At 39.5% G+C, this 15,222-nt stretch carries 12 protein-coding genes; 5 read left to right on the plus strand and 7 right to left on the minus strand.

What is annotated here, in order from left to right; genetic code table 11:
* Window positions 1–63: 63 nt before the first annotated feature.
* Together guaB and guaA are read right to left on the minus strand one after the other, a co-directional pair.
* Complete coding sequence (gene guaB, locus ACP5NR_RS06050) at window positions 64–1,515, minus strand: IMP dehydrogenase (RefSeq protein ID WP_428004968.1); 1,452 nt, start codon at window positions 1,513–1,515, stop codon at window positions 64–66.
* Between the two features lie 6 nt (window positions 1,516–1,521).
* Window positions 1,522–3,024 carry a glutamine-hydrolyzing GMP synthase gene (gene guaA / locus ACP5NR_RS06055; RefSeq protein ID WP_428006113.1) on the minus strand — a complete coding sequence of 501 codons (1,503 nt, stop codon included), beginning with the start codon at window positions 3,022–3,024 and terminating at the stop codon, window positions 1,522–1,524.
* A gap of 110 nt (window positions 3,025–3,134) precedes the next feature.
* Between guaA and ACP5NR_RS06060 the strand changes: the two genes are divergently transcribed.
* Window positions 3,135–3,470, plus strand: a complete 336-nt coding sequence (locus tag ACP5NR_RS06060; protein ID WP_428004970.1) for a phenylpyruvate tautomerase MIF-related protein — start codon at window positions 3,135–3,137, stop codon at window positions 3,468–3,470.
* Between the two features lie 16 nt (window positions 3,471–3,486).
* On the opposite strand, the gene ACP5NR_RS06065 is transcribed toward ACP5NR_RS06060, so the two are convergent.
* Window positions 3,487–3,921 carry a pyrimidine dimer DNA glycosylase/endonuclease V gene (locus ACP5NR_RS06065; RefSeq protein ID WP_428006114.1) on the minus strand — a complete coding sequence of 145 codons (435 nt, stop codon included), beginning with the start codon at window positions 3,919–3,921 and terminating at the stop codon, window positions 3,487–3,489.
* 647 nt (window positions 3,922–4,568) lie between these two features.
* On the opposite strand from ACP5NR_RS06065, the gene ACP5NR_RS06070 reads away from it, so the two are divergent.
* Entirely contained in the window at window positions 4,569–5,003 is a 435-nt protein-coding gene (locus ACP5NR_RS06070; RefSeq protein ID WP_428006115.1) for a hypothetical protein, read from the plus strand.
* A 146-nt stretch (window positions 5,004–5,149) separates the two neighbouring features.
* On the opposite strand, the gene ACP5NR_RS06075 is transcribed toward ACP5NR_RS06070, so the two are convergent.
* Window positions 5,150–5,653, minus strand: a complete 504-nt coding sequence (locus ACP5NR_RS06075; RefSeq protein WP_428006116.1) for a ferritin-like domain-containing protein — start codon at window positions 5,651–5,653, stop codon at window positions 5,150–5,152.
* Between the two features lie 295 nt (window positions 5,654–5,948).
* On the opposite strand from ACP5NR_RS06075, the gene ACP5NR_RS06080 reads away from it, so the two are divergent.
* From ACP5NR_RS06080 to ACP5NR_RS06090, 3 genes are all read left to right on the plus strand, one after another.
* Window positions 5,949–6,602 carry a flagellar brake protein gene (locus tag ACP5NR_RS06080; protein WP_428006117.1) on the plus strand — a complete coding sequence of 218 codons (654 nt, stop codon included), beginning with the start codon at window positions 5,949–5,951 and terminating at the stop codon, window positions 6,600–6,602.
* Between the two features lie 392 nt (window positions 6,603–6,994).
* Window positions 6,995–9,712: a DEAD/DEAH box helicase gene (locus ACP5NR_RS06085; protein WP_428004976.1), complete on the plus strand. Its 2,718-nt coding sequence runs from the start codon at window positions 6,995–6,997 to the stop codon at window positions 9,710–9,712.
* Between the two features lie 14 nt (window positions 9,713–9,726).
* Window positions 9,727–11,739: a peptidylprolyl isomerase gene (locus ACP5NR_RS06090; RefSeq protein WP_428006118.1), complete on the plus strand. Its 2,013-nt coding sequence runs from the start codon at window positions 9,727–9,729 to the stop codon at window positions 11,737–11,739.
* A gap of 43 nt (window positions 11,740–11,782) precedes the next feature.
* Here ACP5NR_RS06090 and ACP5NR_RS06095 read toward each other — a convergent pair whose 3' ends face one another.
* Genes ACP5NR_RS06095 through ACP5NR_RS06105 form a run of 3 tightly spaced genes read right to left on the minus strand, consistent with a single transcriptional unit; the run spans window position 11,783 to window position 15,080 of the window.
* A complete protein-coding gene (locus tag ACP5NR_RS06095) occupies window positions 11,783–13,345 on the minus strand; it encodes a CTP synthase (protein ID WP_428004978.1) in 1,563 nt (520 codons plus the stop codon).
* The gene (locus ACP5NR_RS06100) at window positions 13,342–14,112 is read right to left on the minus strand and encodes an HAD-IIA family hydrolase (protein WP_428004979.1); all 771 of its coding nucleotides are present in this window, start codon (window positions 14,110–14,112) and stop codon (window positions 13,342–13,344) included. The genes ACP5NR_RS06095 and ACP5NR_RS06100 overlap by 4 nt, the downstream gene beginning before the upstream one ends.
* Window positions 14,109–15,080, minus strand: a complete 972-nt coding sequence (locus ACP5NR_RS06105) for an HD domain-containing protein (protein WP_428006119.1) — start codon at window positions 15,078–15,080, stop codon at window positions 14,109–14,111. Before ACP5NR_RS06105 ends, ACP5NR_RS06100 begins: the two co-directional genes overlap by 4 nt.
* Between the last annotated feature and the right edge of the window lie 142 nt (window positions 15,081–15,222).

Genomic DNA, 15,222 nt, shown 5'->3' on the forward strand with positions numbered 1-15,222 from the left:
AGACAATACCAGTTTTATTAAGATAAACAGACATTTTATTTTTGAAAATCGACTCGGTATATTTCATCTTCTCGATTCATAATTCGGTGCTTCTTTTGTTATGAAGATATCGTGAGGATGAGATTCATTCATTCCGGATTGACTTATCTCTATAAATTGCGCTTTTTCGTGCAGTACCTCTATATCATTCGCACCGCAATAACCCATTCCGGATCTCAGCCCGCCTATCAACTGGTACAGTATCTCAGCCGTTTTACCCCTGTAAGGCACCATGCCTTCTATGCCTTCGGGAACGAGTTTGTCAACTGTATAATTCTCCTGAGCATATCTGTCTCCGCTTCCAAGTTTCATCGCTCCCATACTGCCCATTCCGCGATAAGTTTTAAACTTTCTTCCTTCGTATATTATGGTTTCACCCGGAGCTTCATCTGTTCCGGCAAGCAAATTACCTATCATAACCGTATACGCCCCTGCCGCTATTGCTTTTACAATGTCACCAGAATATCTTATTCCACCGTCCGCTATCACTGGAATACCATACTTTGAGGATTCTTCGGAGCAATCCATCACGGCCGTTATCTGCGGTATACCAATTCCTGACACTATTCTCGTTGTGCAAATCGATCCAGGCCCTATTCCCACCTTGATGCCATCCACTCCGGCATTCGCGAGATCTCTCACGCCTTGGGCGGTTGCGACATTTCCGGCAATCAATTGCAAATTAGGGTATGCAGTCTTTACTTTCACTATGGCATCTACAACCCTTTTTGAATCACCATGTGCCGTATCCAAGACGATCACATCAACGTCGGCATCAGCAAGTGCTTTCACCCTTTCAATCGTATCCGTAACCCCAACTGCCGCTCCAACCAAAAGTCTTCCGCGAAGATCGCGAGCCGCATTCGGATGTTCGTATACAGAACGTATATCTTTTATGGTTATCAATCCCACAAGAGAACCGTCTTTCTCGATTATCGGAAGTTTTTCGATCTTGTGCGCTTGCAGGATCTTTTTGGCATCGTCAAGCGTTACGGGCGGATATGCAACTACGAGTTTTTCAAAAGGCGTCATCATCTCTTTGACTTTCATGCTTCTTTCTTCCTGAAATCTTATGTCTCTGTTCGTAAGAATTCCCACAAGTTTACGATTTTCAACAACAGGCAATCCTCCGATTTTGTAAAAACTCATTAATTTTTCGGCGTCTTCGACACTTTCGTCCGGCCTTATAGTTACCGGATCTTTTATGACACCGTTTTCTGTTACTTTCACTCTTTTCACTTCCATTGCCTGTTTTGAAACACTCATGTTTTTATGAATGATTCCGATTCCTCCCTCGCGTGCCATCGTTATAGCCATATCCGATTCCGTAACCGTGTCCATTGCAGCGGAAAGTATCGGAATGTTGATCGTCAATTCACGTGTAAGGTGGGTTTTCACATCAACATCCTTCGGCAACACCTCGCTGTATTGCGGTACAAGCAAAAGATCATCAAACGTGTAAGCTTTTCTGAACATGTAAACTCACTCCCATTCTATCGTTGAAGGCGGTTTATCCGTTATATCGTAAACAATGCGCCCTATTTCGGGAATCTGTCCCGTTATTTTTGTTGATATTTCTTTAAGGATATCGTGTGGCAAATCATGCCAGGATGCCGTCATTCCGTCAACGCTGTCGACTGCCCTTATGGCCAACACATATCCGTAAGATCGTGCATCTCCTTTAACCCCGACGGATCTGGAAGAAAGCAAAACGGCGAACGCTTGCCATATTTTAGAGTATTCTCCCTTTTCTATCAAAACTTTTGTGAGGATGTCATCCGCCGATCTCAAGATGTCAGCCTTTTCTCGCGTTACTTCTCCTATTATTCTCACGGCCAGACCCGGCCCGGGAAACGGGTGTCTCTGAATAAAAGTATTCGGCAGGCCGAGTTCTTTTCCGACCCGCCTCACTTCGTCTTTGAACAACTCTCTTATCGGTTCCAAAAGTTTTAAATTCATCCTTTCGGGTAAGCCTCCCACGTTGTGGTGACTTTTTATCTTTACGGATGATTTTGAAGTGGTCGCGGATTCAATCGCATCTGGATATATTGTGCCTTGAAGCAAAAATTCTGCATCGTATGAAAGTGCCTCTTTTTCGAAAACTTCTATGAAAGTTTCTCCTATTGTTTTCCTTTTCTTTTCAGGATCTTCTATGCCCTTTAACCGTTCGAAAAACAAGTTCGAAGCATCGACAACTTTCACATCTATTCCGATTCTCTTCAGATCTTTCGGAACCTCCATGTCTTCAATTCTGAGAAGACCGTGATTCACGAATATGGGAATCAAGTGATCTCCTATCGCCTTTGATGTTAGGACAGTAACGATTGTCGAATCAACTCCTCCAGAAATCGCACCTATGACTTTTTTGTCTTTGACGATCGATTTTATTTCTTTTACTTTTGAATCGACAAAACTTTCCATCGTCCATTGCGGTTGCGCCTTGCATATTTTGAAAACGAAATTTTTTAAAATGTCGGTCCCATGTTCGGTATGTGCAACTTCGGGATGAAATTGAATCGCATGTATGTTTTTGTATTCAAATGCTGCGATGAGATCATTTTGACTTTTCGCTGTTTGAACGAAGCCTTTCGGTAAAATTTTAACCGTGTCCCCATGACTCATCCACGCCGTTATTTCAGATGGAATGCCTTCGAAAAGCACGGAATGCGAAAGCGATACTTTTGTAAACCCGTACTCGGATATCTCCCCTCTTTCAACTCTGCCTCCAAATCTTTTGGCTATGAGTTGCATTCCATAACATATCCCGAGTACCGGCACGGTTCTGTTGAATAATTCCTCCGGCAGTTCAAAGGTCTCCTCATCATAAACGCTCATCGGGCCTCCTGAGAGGATGACGCCTAACTCGGTGCCATCGAATTTGAAATCTTTTGAATTTACGACTGTTGAAAAAACACCCATTTCTCTTATACGCCTTGCAAGTAATTGCGTGTATTGAGATCCATAATCTATGATTACAATTTTCATGTTTTCCTCCCACTATCCTGATAATATTATCACGTTTTAATCAATTTTAAAAAGAGTTGTTTTGCATTTTACACGTTAATGCATGATAAAATAAAAGCGAGGTGATTGTTATGCCATATCTTAGATTAGAAACAAATGTCGGTATACAAAATGAGGAGAAATTCTTAAAAGATCTCTCAAATCTGATTGCAAAATCACTAAATAAACCGGAAAGATATGTCATGGTAAGTGTCGAAACCAAGAAGATGATCTTTGACGGCAAGGCAGATCCCTGTGCATTTTTAGAACTGAAAAGTATAGGATTTCCAACGGACAAAGCCGCAAAATTATCTGGTGAACTTTGTGATTTTGTAGAGAAAAACATGGGAGTCAGAAAGGAAAGAATATATCTTAATTTCGTTGATTTTGAGGGATCAATGTGGGGATGGAATGGCACAACTTTTTGACCGATAAAGAAAGCTTTTAACCTTTTTCCCAGTTCTCTACAGGTCCGGGTACGACGTAAAATATTTCATTTACTTTTAAATCAAGTGGATCTATCCTTTCCAATTCAAAAAATTTCGAAGGAGATCTGCTTTTTAACTTGTTTTTGAGGTGATGAAATTCATATTCAACCTGTCCATAAGTTACGGCCAATTTCCGATCTGATTCGTAATCGTGAACTTTGGATTTATCAAATTTATAACCTCTTTTGAGTGATTCAAAGTATATCGATTTTATATACAAGTTTATAAACTTAAGGGGATCGCAAGAATTTTTGAATCTTAGAAGTTGGGGATGGTTTTTGTAACCCCTTGTTTTTTCTTCAAGAACGGCCCGCGCAAGCAATCCCTCTCTCCATACCGCAACAAGGCCCTTTTGATCAAGGTAAACGGGATGAATACTCCAAAGTCTCATGATTCTTTTATTTTATCGGCCGATTTCTTATGGCTTTTTGCTGTTTTACCAATGCCAAACATTTTACATTTTCCCATAATCTCGCGAATCACTCTATCAAATATCATCGCCATTCTTGTCGAACAACCATACTCTCCATTTGATGTCATAATTCTATTTTACAACAATTTCAATTTAAAAAGTTTTTGTGTATCAACTCGGAACTTTTCCCAGATAAGTAACGGCTTTCTCAATTCAACTTTTTACAAGTCCTGTGTTCTTTATTATCATATCTTCCGAACATTTTTCCCACTTTTTGGGTCTAAAGTATGAAATAAATAATCCATCCCCTTTGTTATGAAATTACAAAGTTACCTCCCCGAGGATCCGAAAGGATCCTCGTTATGGTATAATTCAGATGTAATCTATTTTTTCTCTCCCAAAGATCTGAAAGAGACCCCTCGGGTTGCCGATGGGCTCTTTTCATTAAAGTGTGCTTTAATGGTAAAGCAGACGACGGCGACTTTGTATCTTAAGAATAGAGCGAACGAACATTGAAAACATCCAGTTGATACTGGGACACACAAGTCCGTCGACAACGCAAAAGTATTTGTAACTGACAGACGAAGAGGTTGCAAAAGATCTTTCGAGAGCAAACTGGTGATGGAATGACAGGAAAATCGAAGAAGTTTTTGATTTCAATACTTATAATTTTATTAACACTTGCAGCCTTTGGCACAGGATGGAAATACACAACAGATATAGACATAGATATGCCGTTGAACGGCTTTCCCCTTCCTGTACCTATATTTTCAAAGATATCCACATACGGCTTTGAAGGATTTAATCCATTTCAGATGGGATATTATTTCAAAAGGTATCTTATGCCAATCAAGCCTGATGTTTTTGATGCATACATAAACTTCGGGACAGTGCTTTTGGTAATACCATATCTGGATACCGGCATTGATTATATAAGCCAGTCAGGGTTATACATAGGGATATATCTACCACTGGCATTTATACCTTTAAACGGAATCTATTCATTTTACGGAATACGACACGCTCCGATCTTCGGAATCAATCTGGGATATTTTCACTGAAAGCCGGCATCAAGTTGAGAATGTCAAAAAGATCCTTATCCAGAGAACAGACAGGATCTCCTGAGTTTCTGTTAACTCTCGATTATGACGTGCCAAGTTCTCAGATCCCGGGGCGCCGTTGAAAACCCTCGTAATTTTTATTTCAGTTAGAACAATGGCGTGAATCCCATTTCATCCCAGTATTGTTTGCTTATTTCTTCATAGAGGCTATGAAGCATGTCTCTATGGGCTTTTTCCCATGAACTTAACATCTTAAAAACATTTTTCGCGTCGACATCTTCGATCTTTTCCGCAGAATCGCCGTAAAAATGCATAAAATCATCTTCTATAAGATAAGCCATTCTTAATATTGAAAGTTCAGAAGCAATCTCATCTACCTTGCCACCAACTATTTCTTTTGTCTCACGTTTCTTGAAGAAATCGGGATTCTGTTCGGGTGCTTTAACCTCCGATACAGATTTTCCTTTTTCAACGTTTTCTATCAATTTTTTCACGTAATCTACATGTCCGTTTTCCATCTCTGAAAGTTGTTCAAGAACCTCTTTTACGTCGGGATCTTTGACAGCCCTTACCTTTTCTTGATAGAATTTCATTCCTTCTATTTCTCTCGAAAGTGCAAATTTCAATATTCCCAATACGCCTTTATTCATAACCTTTTTCTCGAATATTTCTTGGAATTCGAGAATTCTCACCTTCCTTTCATTAAAATGATACACCCAAAGGGGCAAAAATACACAACGAAATTCGTTGGATCGAATTGCCAACGCTAACGTTAAATATTTCATGTTTAAAGTCGATCAAGTATAGTATAATTGTCAAAGGGAATAATTACAACTTCATTGTGAATTTTTTCCAGAAAATCATTCATGCTTCCAAGAGTCAATTTTGAAAATTATCGTGGGGTTGTGAAATAAAAGATCGGATTTTCGGACTGGAGTGATTAGCATGGTTTACTTTTCTGAGGAAGTTGGAATTGATAGGATAAAGCCAGGCTTAACGATGAAGATAGAACTCGATTCGATTAAAGAATTTACCGGCGGTGAATTGAGATCAACCGTAACGGATGTTGATTTGGATACCGTAAAGGCCGAAATTTCTTCAAAGGTATCAATACCGGTGGAAGAAACGGTCAAATTGTCCGTGATGGATAAAGGAGTGGTTTACACTTTTTACGCCGTGCCGGTTGAAAATGTTGAAAACAATGGAATTCAAAAGATTACTTTCAGACTAAAGAGCAGTATAAGGCAAATGCAAAAAAGAAGATTTTTAAGAACAGAATTCGTTGCAATCGGCACTTTTAAAACCGCTGAAAAGGATGACGTTTTTAATTTCATGACAAAAGATATCAGTGCCGGCGGTTTGAGATTCCTGACAAACGGTTACGCGGATCTTGGGCAAATAATAATCATAAACATGCTTTTAGATGAAAATGTGAGACTTAAGGATCAAAAAGCCCAGATCGTTCGAAAGGTAGATATGAAATTATCCGATTTAAATGAATATGGGGCAACATTTTTAGATTTAAATCCTTCCCTTGAAGATAAGATAAAGCGTTTTGTTTCGGAAAATGAATTGAAAGCAAGAGGAAGCAAAGAATAAATTTCTAAACCAAGGTTGGTTATGAGAAGTCTAATTGGTAAAGGAAAGGTGATAAATTTACGCCTTTAGATTTAGATGAAATTGAAAATATCTCAAGCACCTTAAACATTAAAGGTGAAAAGATTAATTTTTACTCATCGGGCACTACAGGGTTAGTTTCCGTCATAGTTAATTTATTCAAATCAGGAAAAGGGTCAGTTGTCATTCTTCCGAATCACAGAATCGTCAGAGACGTTTATTCAAACCTATTTGAACTCGGAATTGAAAGCACGATACTGTCAGATCTCAACCTTTTACCTTTTGAGTCTGCCGAATCCATAAAAGACGAACTTGCATCAAGAGTAGAGGCACTTCACGATATCACAGACGGTAAAATTGTCATAGCGGATGTCATGGCAATTCTCAAGAAAACCGCTCCTAAAGATTTTATAAAAGATGGGTTAAACTTTTCTTTGGGATCAAAGATGCCTTCAAATATCTCTGAAATACTTTTCAATTTGGGGTATACAAAGGTTTTAACTGTCAGAAGTGTTGGAGAATTTGCGACAAGAGGAGATATAATAGATATCTTCTCGCCGGTTCAAAAGGCAGTGAGAATTGAAATATTTGATCAAGACGTTGAATCGATAAGAATTTTCGATCCTCAAACACAGTTAAGCGTTAAAAATGCCGACTCTGTGATGATATATCCGGCCTGTGAAATTAAAAATGACGAAGAATCACTTTCACTTGCCAAAAAAAGACTTGAAGGTCATCCCGATCTACTTGAAAATGTCAGAAATTTGTATGGCTTGACCGGTATTTTTTGGAAAAATTCTCAGTGTGGACTGGATTTTATCCCAGATGACGAATACATGATCGTTTATGAAATTAACGAATGTCAAAAATATGTCGAAGAGTACGAAAAAGAAATCATGGATCTTTACGATCCTAATTTACTCTCCCTTTTTAGATCCTTTGCCTACTCCGCTTTCGATAGAATAGATCATAAAAAAATAATTCACGTTACGCATCAGCCTTTAAAGAAGCCTTTGGACAACGTTGTCGAACTAAAGTCGGGCATGGTATCTCCTAACATCGTGCCTTCAAAGAAGGAAGTAAATTTTTACGATTACGTTCAAGAGATAGAAATAGGTGCTCCGGTTGTACATGAGGATCACGGCATAGGTATTTACAGGGGTACGGAAATAATAAAAGACACAGACGGCATTCGCGAATATCTTAAGATAGAATACAGAAACGGTTCTATTCTTTACACACCTATCGAGAAATTCTCAAAGGTCAGAAAATATGTAGGTTCTCCCGACGTTACGCTTTCAGACATAAATGGAAAAGAATGGAAAAGGATCAAAGATCAAGCCCAATCAGATATAGAAGCGGAAGTTAGGGATCTTGTGAAATTGTACGCCGTGCGTGAAAATTCCAATGGTTTTGCTTTTATGCCACAGCAAGAACTCGAAGAGGCTTTCGCCAAAAGTTTTGGTTATCTTGAAACTCCTGATCAAATGAAGGCCATCGAAGATGTATTCGAAGATATGGAGTCTATTCGTCCTATGGATAGACTTGTTTGCGGAGACGCGGGTTTTGGAAAAACAGAAGTTGCACTCAGGGCTGCTTTTAGGGCTGTTGCCAACGGCAAACAGGTAGCACTTCTTGCACCTACTCTTATTCTTGCAAGGCAGCATTACGAAACGTTCAAAAAAAGGATGGAACCATTCGGAATCAACGTCGCGCTCATCTATTCCCAAACAACTCAATCTCAGAAAAGATATTTCCTGGATTCTATCGCCAAGGGGAAAACGGATGTAGTAATAGGAACCCATTCTCTTTTGTCGGGTGCACTTTCTTTCAAAGACATAGGCCTTTTGATAATCGATGAAGAACAGCGATTCGGTACAAAACAAAAAGAATTTTTGAAATCTCTTAAAACGAGCATGGATGTGCTTACACTTTCGGCCACACCTATTCCGAGAACTCTTCACATGGCACTTTCCGGCATAAGAGCGATATCCGTGATAAATACCCCGCCTCTTGGCAGAATTCCACCGCGCATCTTCATAACGAAATGGAACGAAAAAATAGTCACGATGGCCATTCTAAAGGAAATAAACAGAGGCGGACAGGTTTTTTACCTTCACAACAGAATAGAAGACATAGAAACGGTTATAGATAAACTCAGATCAATTCTTCCATCCATTGTGATAGCCGAACTGCACGGAAGAATGCCAAAACGTGAGTTTGAAGAAACGGTTGACGGTTTTTATAAGGGTAAAATAGATGTGCTCGTTTCGACAAGCGTCATAGAGAATGGGGTCGATATTCCAAATGCCAACACTTTGATCGTTGATGACGTTGAAAGGTACGGCATGGCGCAGTTGTATCAGATAAAGGGCAGAGTTGGGAGATCTGAAAGAAAGGCGTACATATATTTCATGTACACAAAAGAGCCTTCTGAGACAGTCATGAAAAGGCTTAACGCGATAGATGAATTCAACGAACTCGGAAGTTCTATGAATTTAGCACTTAAAGATATGGAAATACGTGGTGTTGGAGAGGTGCTGGGTTTAAAGCAGCATGGGCATGTGGATGCCATAGGGCTTGAAATGTATAGGGAAATCCTTGACAACACCATAAAGAAAATGCGCGGAGAAAAGATCGAAGAGAAGTTTTGCGATTCAGACATTTCTTTGCCTTCGGCAATTTTACCGGAAGACTATGTCCAGGACACAATGGAAAGGATGAAAATATACAGAAGACTTGCCAACGTCAAGACTGTCGGAGAGGTAGAGGATATAAAGAAGGAAATCATCGATCGTTTTGGGAAAATACCAGAATCGTCAGAAAATCTTTTCGTTCACTCGGAAATAAGAGTTTTGATCTGCGATCTCAAAATCGTAAAAGCATCGTACCAAAACGGCAATGTCGAACTCGTCTTTCGAGATAAAGAGACTCTTGCCGATTTTTCAAAGTTTAAAAAATTTCATTCTGTAAATTTGCAAAAAAATGTTATGATATTATCCGACGTGTTAAAAGATGGCAATCTAAAAGCACTTTTGAAATTGCTTCTTGAATACAAGAAACACGTCGATCAGAAGGAAGGAGTGGCTTAAAGGATATGAATTGGATGAGAAAACACACCGCAATAGTTATCTGGGTAATAGTTGCAGCATTCGGTGTTGGGGTTGTATGGTGGAGTGTCGGAGCCTACATAGGAGGTCAAAGCGGTCCTGCGCAAAGTACAAATGCGCCATCTCCGTCTCAGGCAATAGCACTCGTAACAAAAGGTGGAACGCCGCTTTCTTACAATTATTGGATAATGCCGACAGATTTCAACAATTACATGCAAAATGTTAACTCGAATTACAAAAACACTTACGGGCAGGATCCAGACCAATTATTTGTCGAACCACAACTTGAATTAAACACTATAAACACGCTTGTCGATCAACAAGTTATAAATTATTTTGCCAAGAATGATAACATAACGGTTTCAAAAACAGATGTGAATAACCAGGTCAATTCGATAGTAAACCAGTACAAATCTAATCCTCAGGCGCTTAATTACATAAATCAACAATACGGTTCTCTTCAAAACTTTGAGAATTTCATAACACCGCAGGTTGAAGAAAGTTTGATCTCTCAAAAAGTCATGTCTTTGGTTGTGAATGTAACACAAAGCGATGTTCAAAGTTATTACGAAACAAATAAGGCAACGATTGAGAACACTTACGATCAAGTCAAGATTGCCCATATTTCTCTTTCTTCGCAGGCAACGGCTAACACGGTTTATAATCTTATAAAATCGGGAAAGTTAAGTTTCAGTCAGGCTGCAAAAGATTATTCTCTTGACACAACGACATCTGCCACCGGAGGAGAGATTGGCTGGCTCACAATGCAACAACTCGGATCACTTTCAAGTCAGGTTTTCAGCGCAACTCCTGGCTCGATAATAGGTCCTGTCCAGACAAGTTACAGTTGGGAGATAATCAACGTCGAGGCAAAAAAACTTTACAATAATTTTGATGCCGTTGTTCAGGCAACAAGTGTTTACAACACGCTCGTCAACGATGTCAAACAACAAAAGTTCAACCAATGGCTGGCCAATTACAAAAAACAGAATGGTTTTTCATATCAACTCGAAGGACAGGTATTACCGTATTTCAAGGAATTTTACTCCATTCCGTCTACCGATACCGCAAAACTCGATCAATTCATACAAAACATGAAATCTTACATTTATCCATCCGGACAGGCAACGGTTAACACCTCTGTGGATCCAAGATTGCTTGCGTTATTCGAAACGGCACTTGAAACTTACAAGACAAATCTCAACCAGCAATATTCAGCCGTCCTCAGTTACCATTCAAATGCAGGCAGTTTCCCGGCAACTTACACAGGCGTGCCGGTAAGCGTGCTTCAACAAAAACTCGCCGAAGTCCAAAACAGCATGAACAGCGCAACCGGAACGAATTTCACTAATCTTTTCAACGAACAAACAAATCTTCAAAGTGCCATAAACTTCAATCAGGCTCTTGAAACCTTGAAAAAGCAGGGTTACACGACCGATGCCCAGATAAATGCGCAATACAACAAATACAACACCCTAATTTCACAGGTTAACGATGAAATGAAACAGGTACTTACAGCCATATATCAACTTGTTCCATACTCAACGGTTGCCGTTTCAAAACTTTACAGTTTGGATCCGTCAAATCAGCAAGTTGCGCTTAGTTATTTCCAGGATCAGTATAATTTACTTAAACCTATAATCTCAAACCCGCAGACGTATCAAACTTACGCCTCACAGATAAATTCAATGCTCTCTTACGTTGTATCCGGATTACAAAGCCTTTCTTACACGGGTGAGTCAACATCGATAAAACAGGGTGCACTTGTAACTCTGATAAGTATGGCTCAGGATATGAACAGTCCTCAGCAGGAATTAACTTACTTAAAACAATTGAAAACCGTTAATCCCAATTATCAGGGAATAGATCAGGTTATAGCACAGGTACAAAGTGTCATAACCTCTTCATCCACAAAGGCAAGCGCAACTCCGACATTCTCGCCGTCTTCTGTATCTACGAATGCAACACCGATTATCCCGACAAACCAGGCATCACAGTTCAAACCATAAATGATTTGAAACAAAAAAGGCGTGGCATTCACCACGCCTTTTTTTAAATCTCGCAAGATTTGAGAAAGTTAAGAAATATGGGATGAGGAGTGCCTATTTTTGATGTGTATTCCGGATGGAATTGGACACCCACGTAGAACTTTTTACCTGACAATTCTATACCTTCCGCAAAGGCCGACATGGCTGAAATAGCAAGTCTATCGGATGGATCTGATTCGGTTATTTTGAATATGTTTCTGAAATCGTATATGTTTATCTCGTAGCGATGTCTATGCCTTTCTTTCACGATTTCTTTTGAATATATATCGTAGAGTTTGCTCCATTTTCTAATTTTTATCTCGGTTGATCCGAGCCTCATGGTTCCACCCATCTTCATTTGCTTTTTTTGATCTTCCATCATGTCCACCACGGGATATGGAGTCTGAGAATCGAATTCCGTTGAATTGGCACCATTTAATCCTGCCACGTTTCGCGCGTATTCAACCGTCATAAGTTGCATTCCAAGACACAGACCAAGCAGAGGCACATCGCTTTCTCTTGCATACCTTATGGCATTTATCATTCCCTCTATGCCGCGTTTTCCAAATCCTCCGGGTATTATTATGCCCGAATAATTTTGGAGATATGCTTTTATTTCAGATTGCGTTAGCCCCTCAAGATCTTCGGCATCAATTAACTCTGGCTTTTTGTATCCGCAAAGGAAAACACTTTCAAGCACTGATTTATATGCATCATCGGTGGCAAGGTATTTACCCACCATGGCGATTTTCGGCTGTTTTATCGGTTCGGGATAAATCCATTCAAAATTTTTTGACGGATTTATCTTTAACTTGTTCATGATCATCGTGTCCATCTTTTCGTCGTGAATTTTTTGGGGTATTGAGTAGATATTTGAAACATCCTCAAGGCCAAAAACAGAATCGGGTTTGACGCCTCCGAAAAGGGCAACTTTTTGAATGGTCGGATCCGGCAACTTTTCTTCGCTCCTTAACACGATGATGTCAGGTAAAATTCCGACTCTTCTAAGAAGTTGAAGAGAATTCTGGGTTGGCTTCGTTTTGAATTCATTTGTCACTTTAAGATATGGAATGTAAGTCACATGGACAAAGAGAAAGTTTTCACGTCCAACGTCCATGGAAAATTCTCTGACAGATTCAAGAAATATCTCTGACTCTATATCGCCAACCGTACCTCCTATCTCTATGAGCACAACATCGCCTTTGAGTTTTGAAAGTCTCGATTTTATTTCATTTGAGACATGGGGAATCATTTGAACGGTTGCTCCGAGATACTCTCCGGCCCTTTCTTTTTGGATGACACTCGAATAAATTTGGCCGGCGGTTACGTTGTTAAATCTTGTCATGTTTCTGTTCAAGAATCTTTCATAATGACCAAGATCGAGATCGGCCTCGTACCCGTCATCTGTGACAAAAACCTCTCCGTGTTGATTTGGATTCATAGTACCGGCATCGACGTTAAGATACGGATCTATCTTCAGCACTTCAACTTTGAGACCATGCAACTGCAGGGATGCACCGATCGAAGCGGCCGTTATACCCTTTCCTATTCCACTTATAACTCCACCCGTTATCGCTATGTACTTCATTTTCTTTCACTCAAGATTTCATCGATTTTTCCCAAAACCTCGCCGAGATTTTTGAAAGTGTAATCAGGTTTTGAGTCTATCTTTGGATTAGATTGAATGCCTTCAATGTATATCGATTTGATCCCGGAGTTCTTTGCTCCGACGATATCTGTTTCGTAAGTGTCTCCTATCATAACAGTTTCATCTGCCTTTGATTTCATTATATCAAGTGCCATTTCAAATATGTGAGTGTTTGGTTTTCCGAAATAAACAGGTTGAATCTCTGTTGCGTAAACAATCGGTGCCGCAAGCGATCCGGAATCGGGATAGAAGCCATCTTCTTTCGGAAGCAGTCTATCAGGATTTACGACCCACAAAGGTTTACCTTTTAAAACCCATCTTATTGCTTTTGTGACCTTTTGAAAATCGTACCTTTCATCGTATCCGACTATAACGACGTCTGGTTCATCTGTCACGTAACAACCAACATCAAAAAGTTCATCTATCAATCCCTGACGTCCTATTATGAAAGCCTTATGGTATCCCATATCTTTAACACGTATTGCAACTTCATACGGCGTGCTGACGATGTAATCCATTGAGACTTCTATTCCCATACGTTTCAATTTTTGAGAATAATATTTTCTGTGAAAACTCGAATGATTTGTCACAACACAATGAGGTATGGAATTTGCTTTGAGATATTCGAAAAATTCTTTTGATCCTTCTCTGATGGTATCTCCTCTGTAAACAACCCCGTCAAGATCGATCATAAAAGCTTTTATCATGATAACCTCCATTTAAAAAATTCTGTCCCCAGAAATTGATTTTTGTCAGTCCATCCTTCTTCTGTGACATCTAAAGTGTCTATTATCGTGCGCATTTTCGCATCTATCTCATCTGCAAAGTGCACGACAATGGCTTCGGGTATTTTGGGAACAACGGGTGAACCAAATTCCAATGCCCCATGATGACTTGCGATCACATGAAAAAGCACCATCTCAAGGTATTTTGGAAAATCGGGTATTTTATCCACTGCCCTTGTCAAAATTTTTATTCCTATCACGATATGATTTTCAAGTTTTCCATCATCTGTGTACTCGAAATCCGGCCCTGACGTGTAAGTGTAAATTTTACCGATATCGTGTAAAAGTGCACCCGTTAAAACCATATCTTTATCAACTTCAGGATAATTTGAAGAAATGTCAAGCGCAAGTCTGGCAACGGAAATTGTGTGAAACAAAAGGCCGCCTATACCAACATGGTGATTGTTGGAGGCAGCCGTTGCCTTTAAAAAGAGCGAATATGTCTCGCTGTCTTTGTCAAAAACGATTTTCAACAATTGCTTAAGATATGTCGAATTAACGTTTTCTATCATTGAATCTAAAATTTCAACGTACCCCGAAACTTCAAAATGCGGCATCATGATTTCCAGCAAATCGGGTCTTGAGTTTCCGTCGATGATGCTTATGGGATTTAAAGAGAAAGATCTGTAATCTTTGCTGTACTCGTAATCTGCAAAGAGCAACGATCCGTTTTTTATCTCTCCCCATATTTTAACTTTAACCCTTGAATCTTTATCCGAAACTAAAGCGTCTGAATATTTTAAACCGGATCCCGATGATTTTTTCACACTTGACGAAATCACAAGAAACACCCCAGGCGATCCAAGATAATTGACGGAATTTCTGTCATTTTCGGGAACTTTGATTATGTCAGAAAGTGTCGGGTAATTTTTACCTGAAATATCTATCAACGGGATCATCACCTCTCAAAAAATAATTATGCCACAAAAAAATCATATTTCAAAGCAGAATTATACCAACCCAATTCAACTTTAAAAGCCGAATGTTTAATGAGTGATCGGTAAGAAGTGAAGAGTGAACAATTTTTCTGAT

Origin of the sequence: Athalassotoga sp. (assembly GCF_049965695.1) — a bacterium.
GTDB lineage: Bacteria > Thermotogota > Thermotogae > Mesoaciditogales > Mesoaciditogaceae > Athalassotoga.

Coding starts and splice junctions, on each gene's coding strand:
- guaB (WP_428004968.1), bottom strand. CDS start 1,515: ATGTTCAGAAAAGCTTACACGTTTGATGATCTTTTGCTTGTACCGCAA.
- guaA (WP_428006113.1), bottom strand. CDS start 3,024: ATGAAAATTGTAATCATAGATTATGGATCTCAATACACGCAATTACTT.
- ACP5NR_RS06060 (WP_428004970.1), top strand. CDS start 3,135: ATGCCATATCTTAGATTAGAAACAAATGTCGGTATACAAAATGAGGAG.
- ACP5NR_RS06065 (WP_428006114.1), bottom strand. CDS start 3,921: ATGAGACTTTGGAGTATTCATCCCGTTTACCTTGATCAAAAGGGCCTT.
- ACP5NR_RS06070 (WP_428006115.1), top strand. CDS start 4,569: ATGACAGGAAAATCGAAGAAGTTTTTGATTTCAATACTTATAATTTTA.
- ACP5NR_RS06075 (WP_428006116.1), bottom strand. CDS start 5,653: ATGAATAAAGGCGTATTGGGAATATTGAAATTTGCACTTTCGAGAGAA.
- ACP5NR_RS06080 (WP_428006117.1), top strand. CDS start 5,949: ATGGTTTACTTTTCTGAGGAAGTTGGAATTGATAGGATAAAGCCAGGC.
- ACP5NR_RS06085 (WP_428004976.1), top strand. CDS start 6,995: ATGGCAATTCTCAAGAAAACCGCTCCTAAAGATTTTATAAAAGATGGG.
- ACP5NR_RS06090 (WP_428006118.1), top strand. CDS start 9,727: ATGAGAAAACACACCGCAATAGTTATCTGGGTAATAGTTGCAGCATTC.
- ACP5NR_RS06095 (WP_428004978.1), bottom strand. CDS start 13,345: ATGAAGTACATAGCGATAACGGGTGGAGTTATAAGTGGAATAGGAAAG.
- ACP5NR_RS06100 (WP_428004979.1), bottom strand. CDS start 14,112: ATGATAAAAGCTTTTATGATCGATCTTGACGGGGTTGTTTACAGAGGA.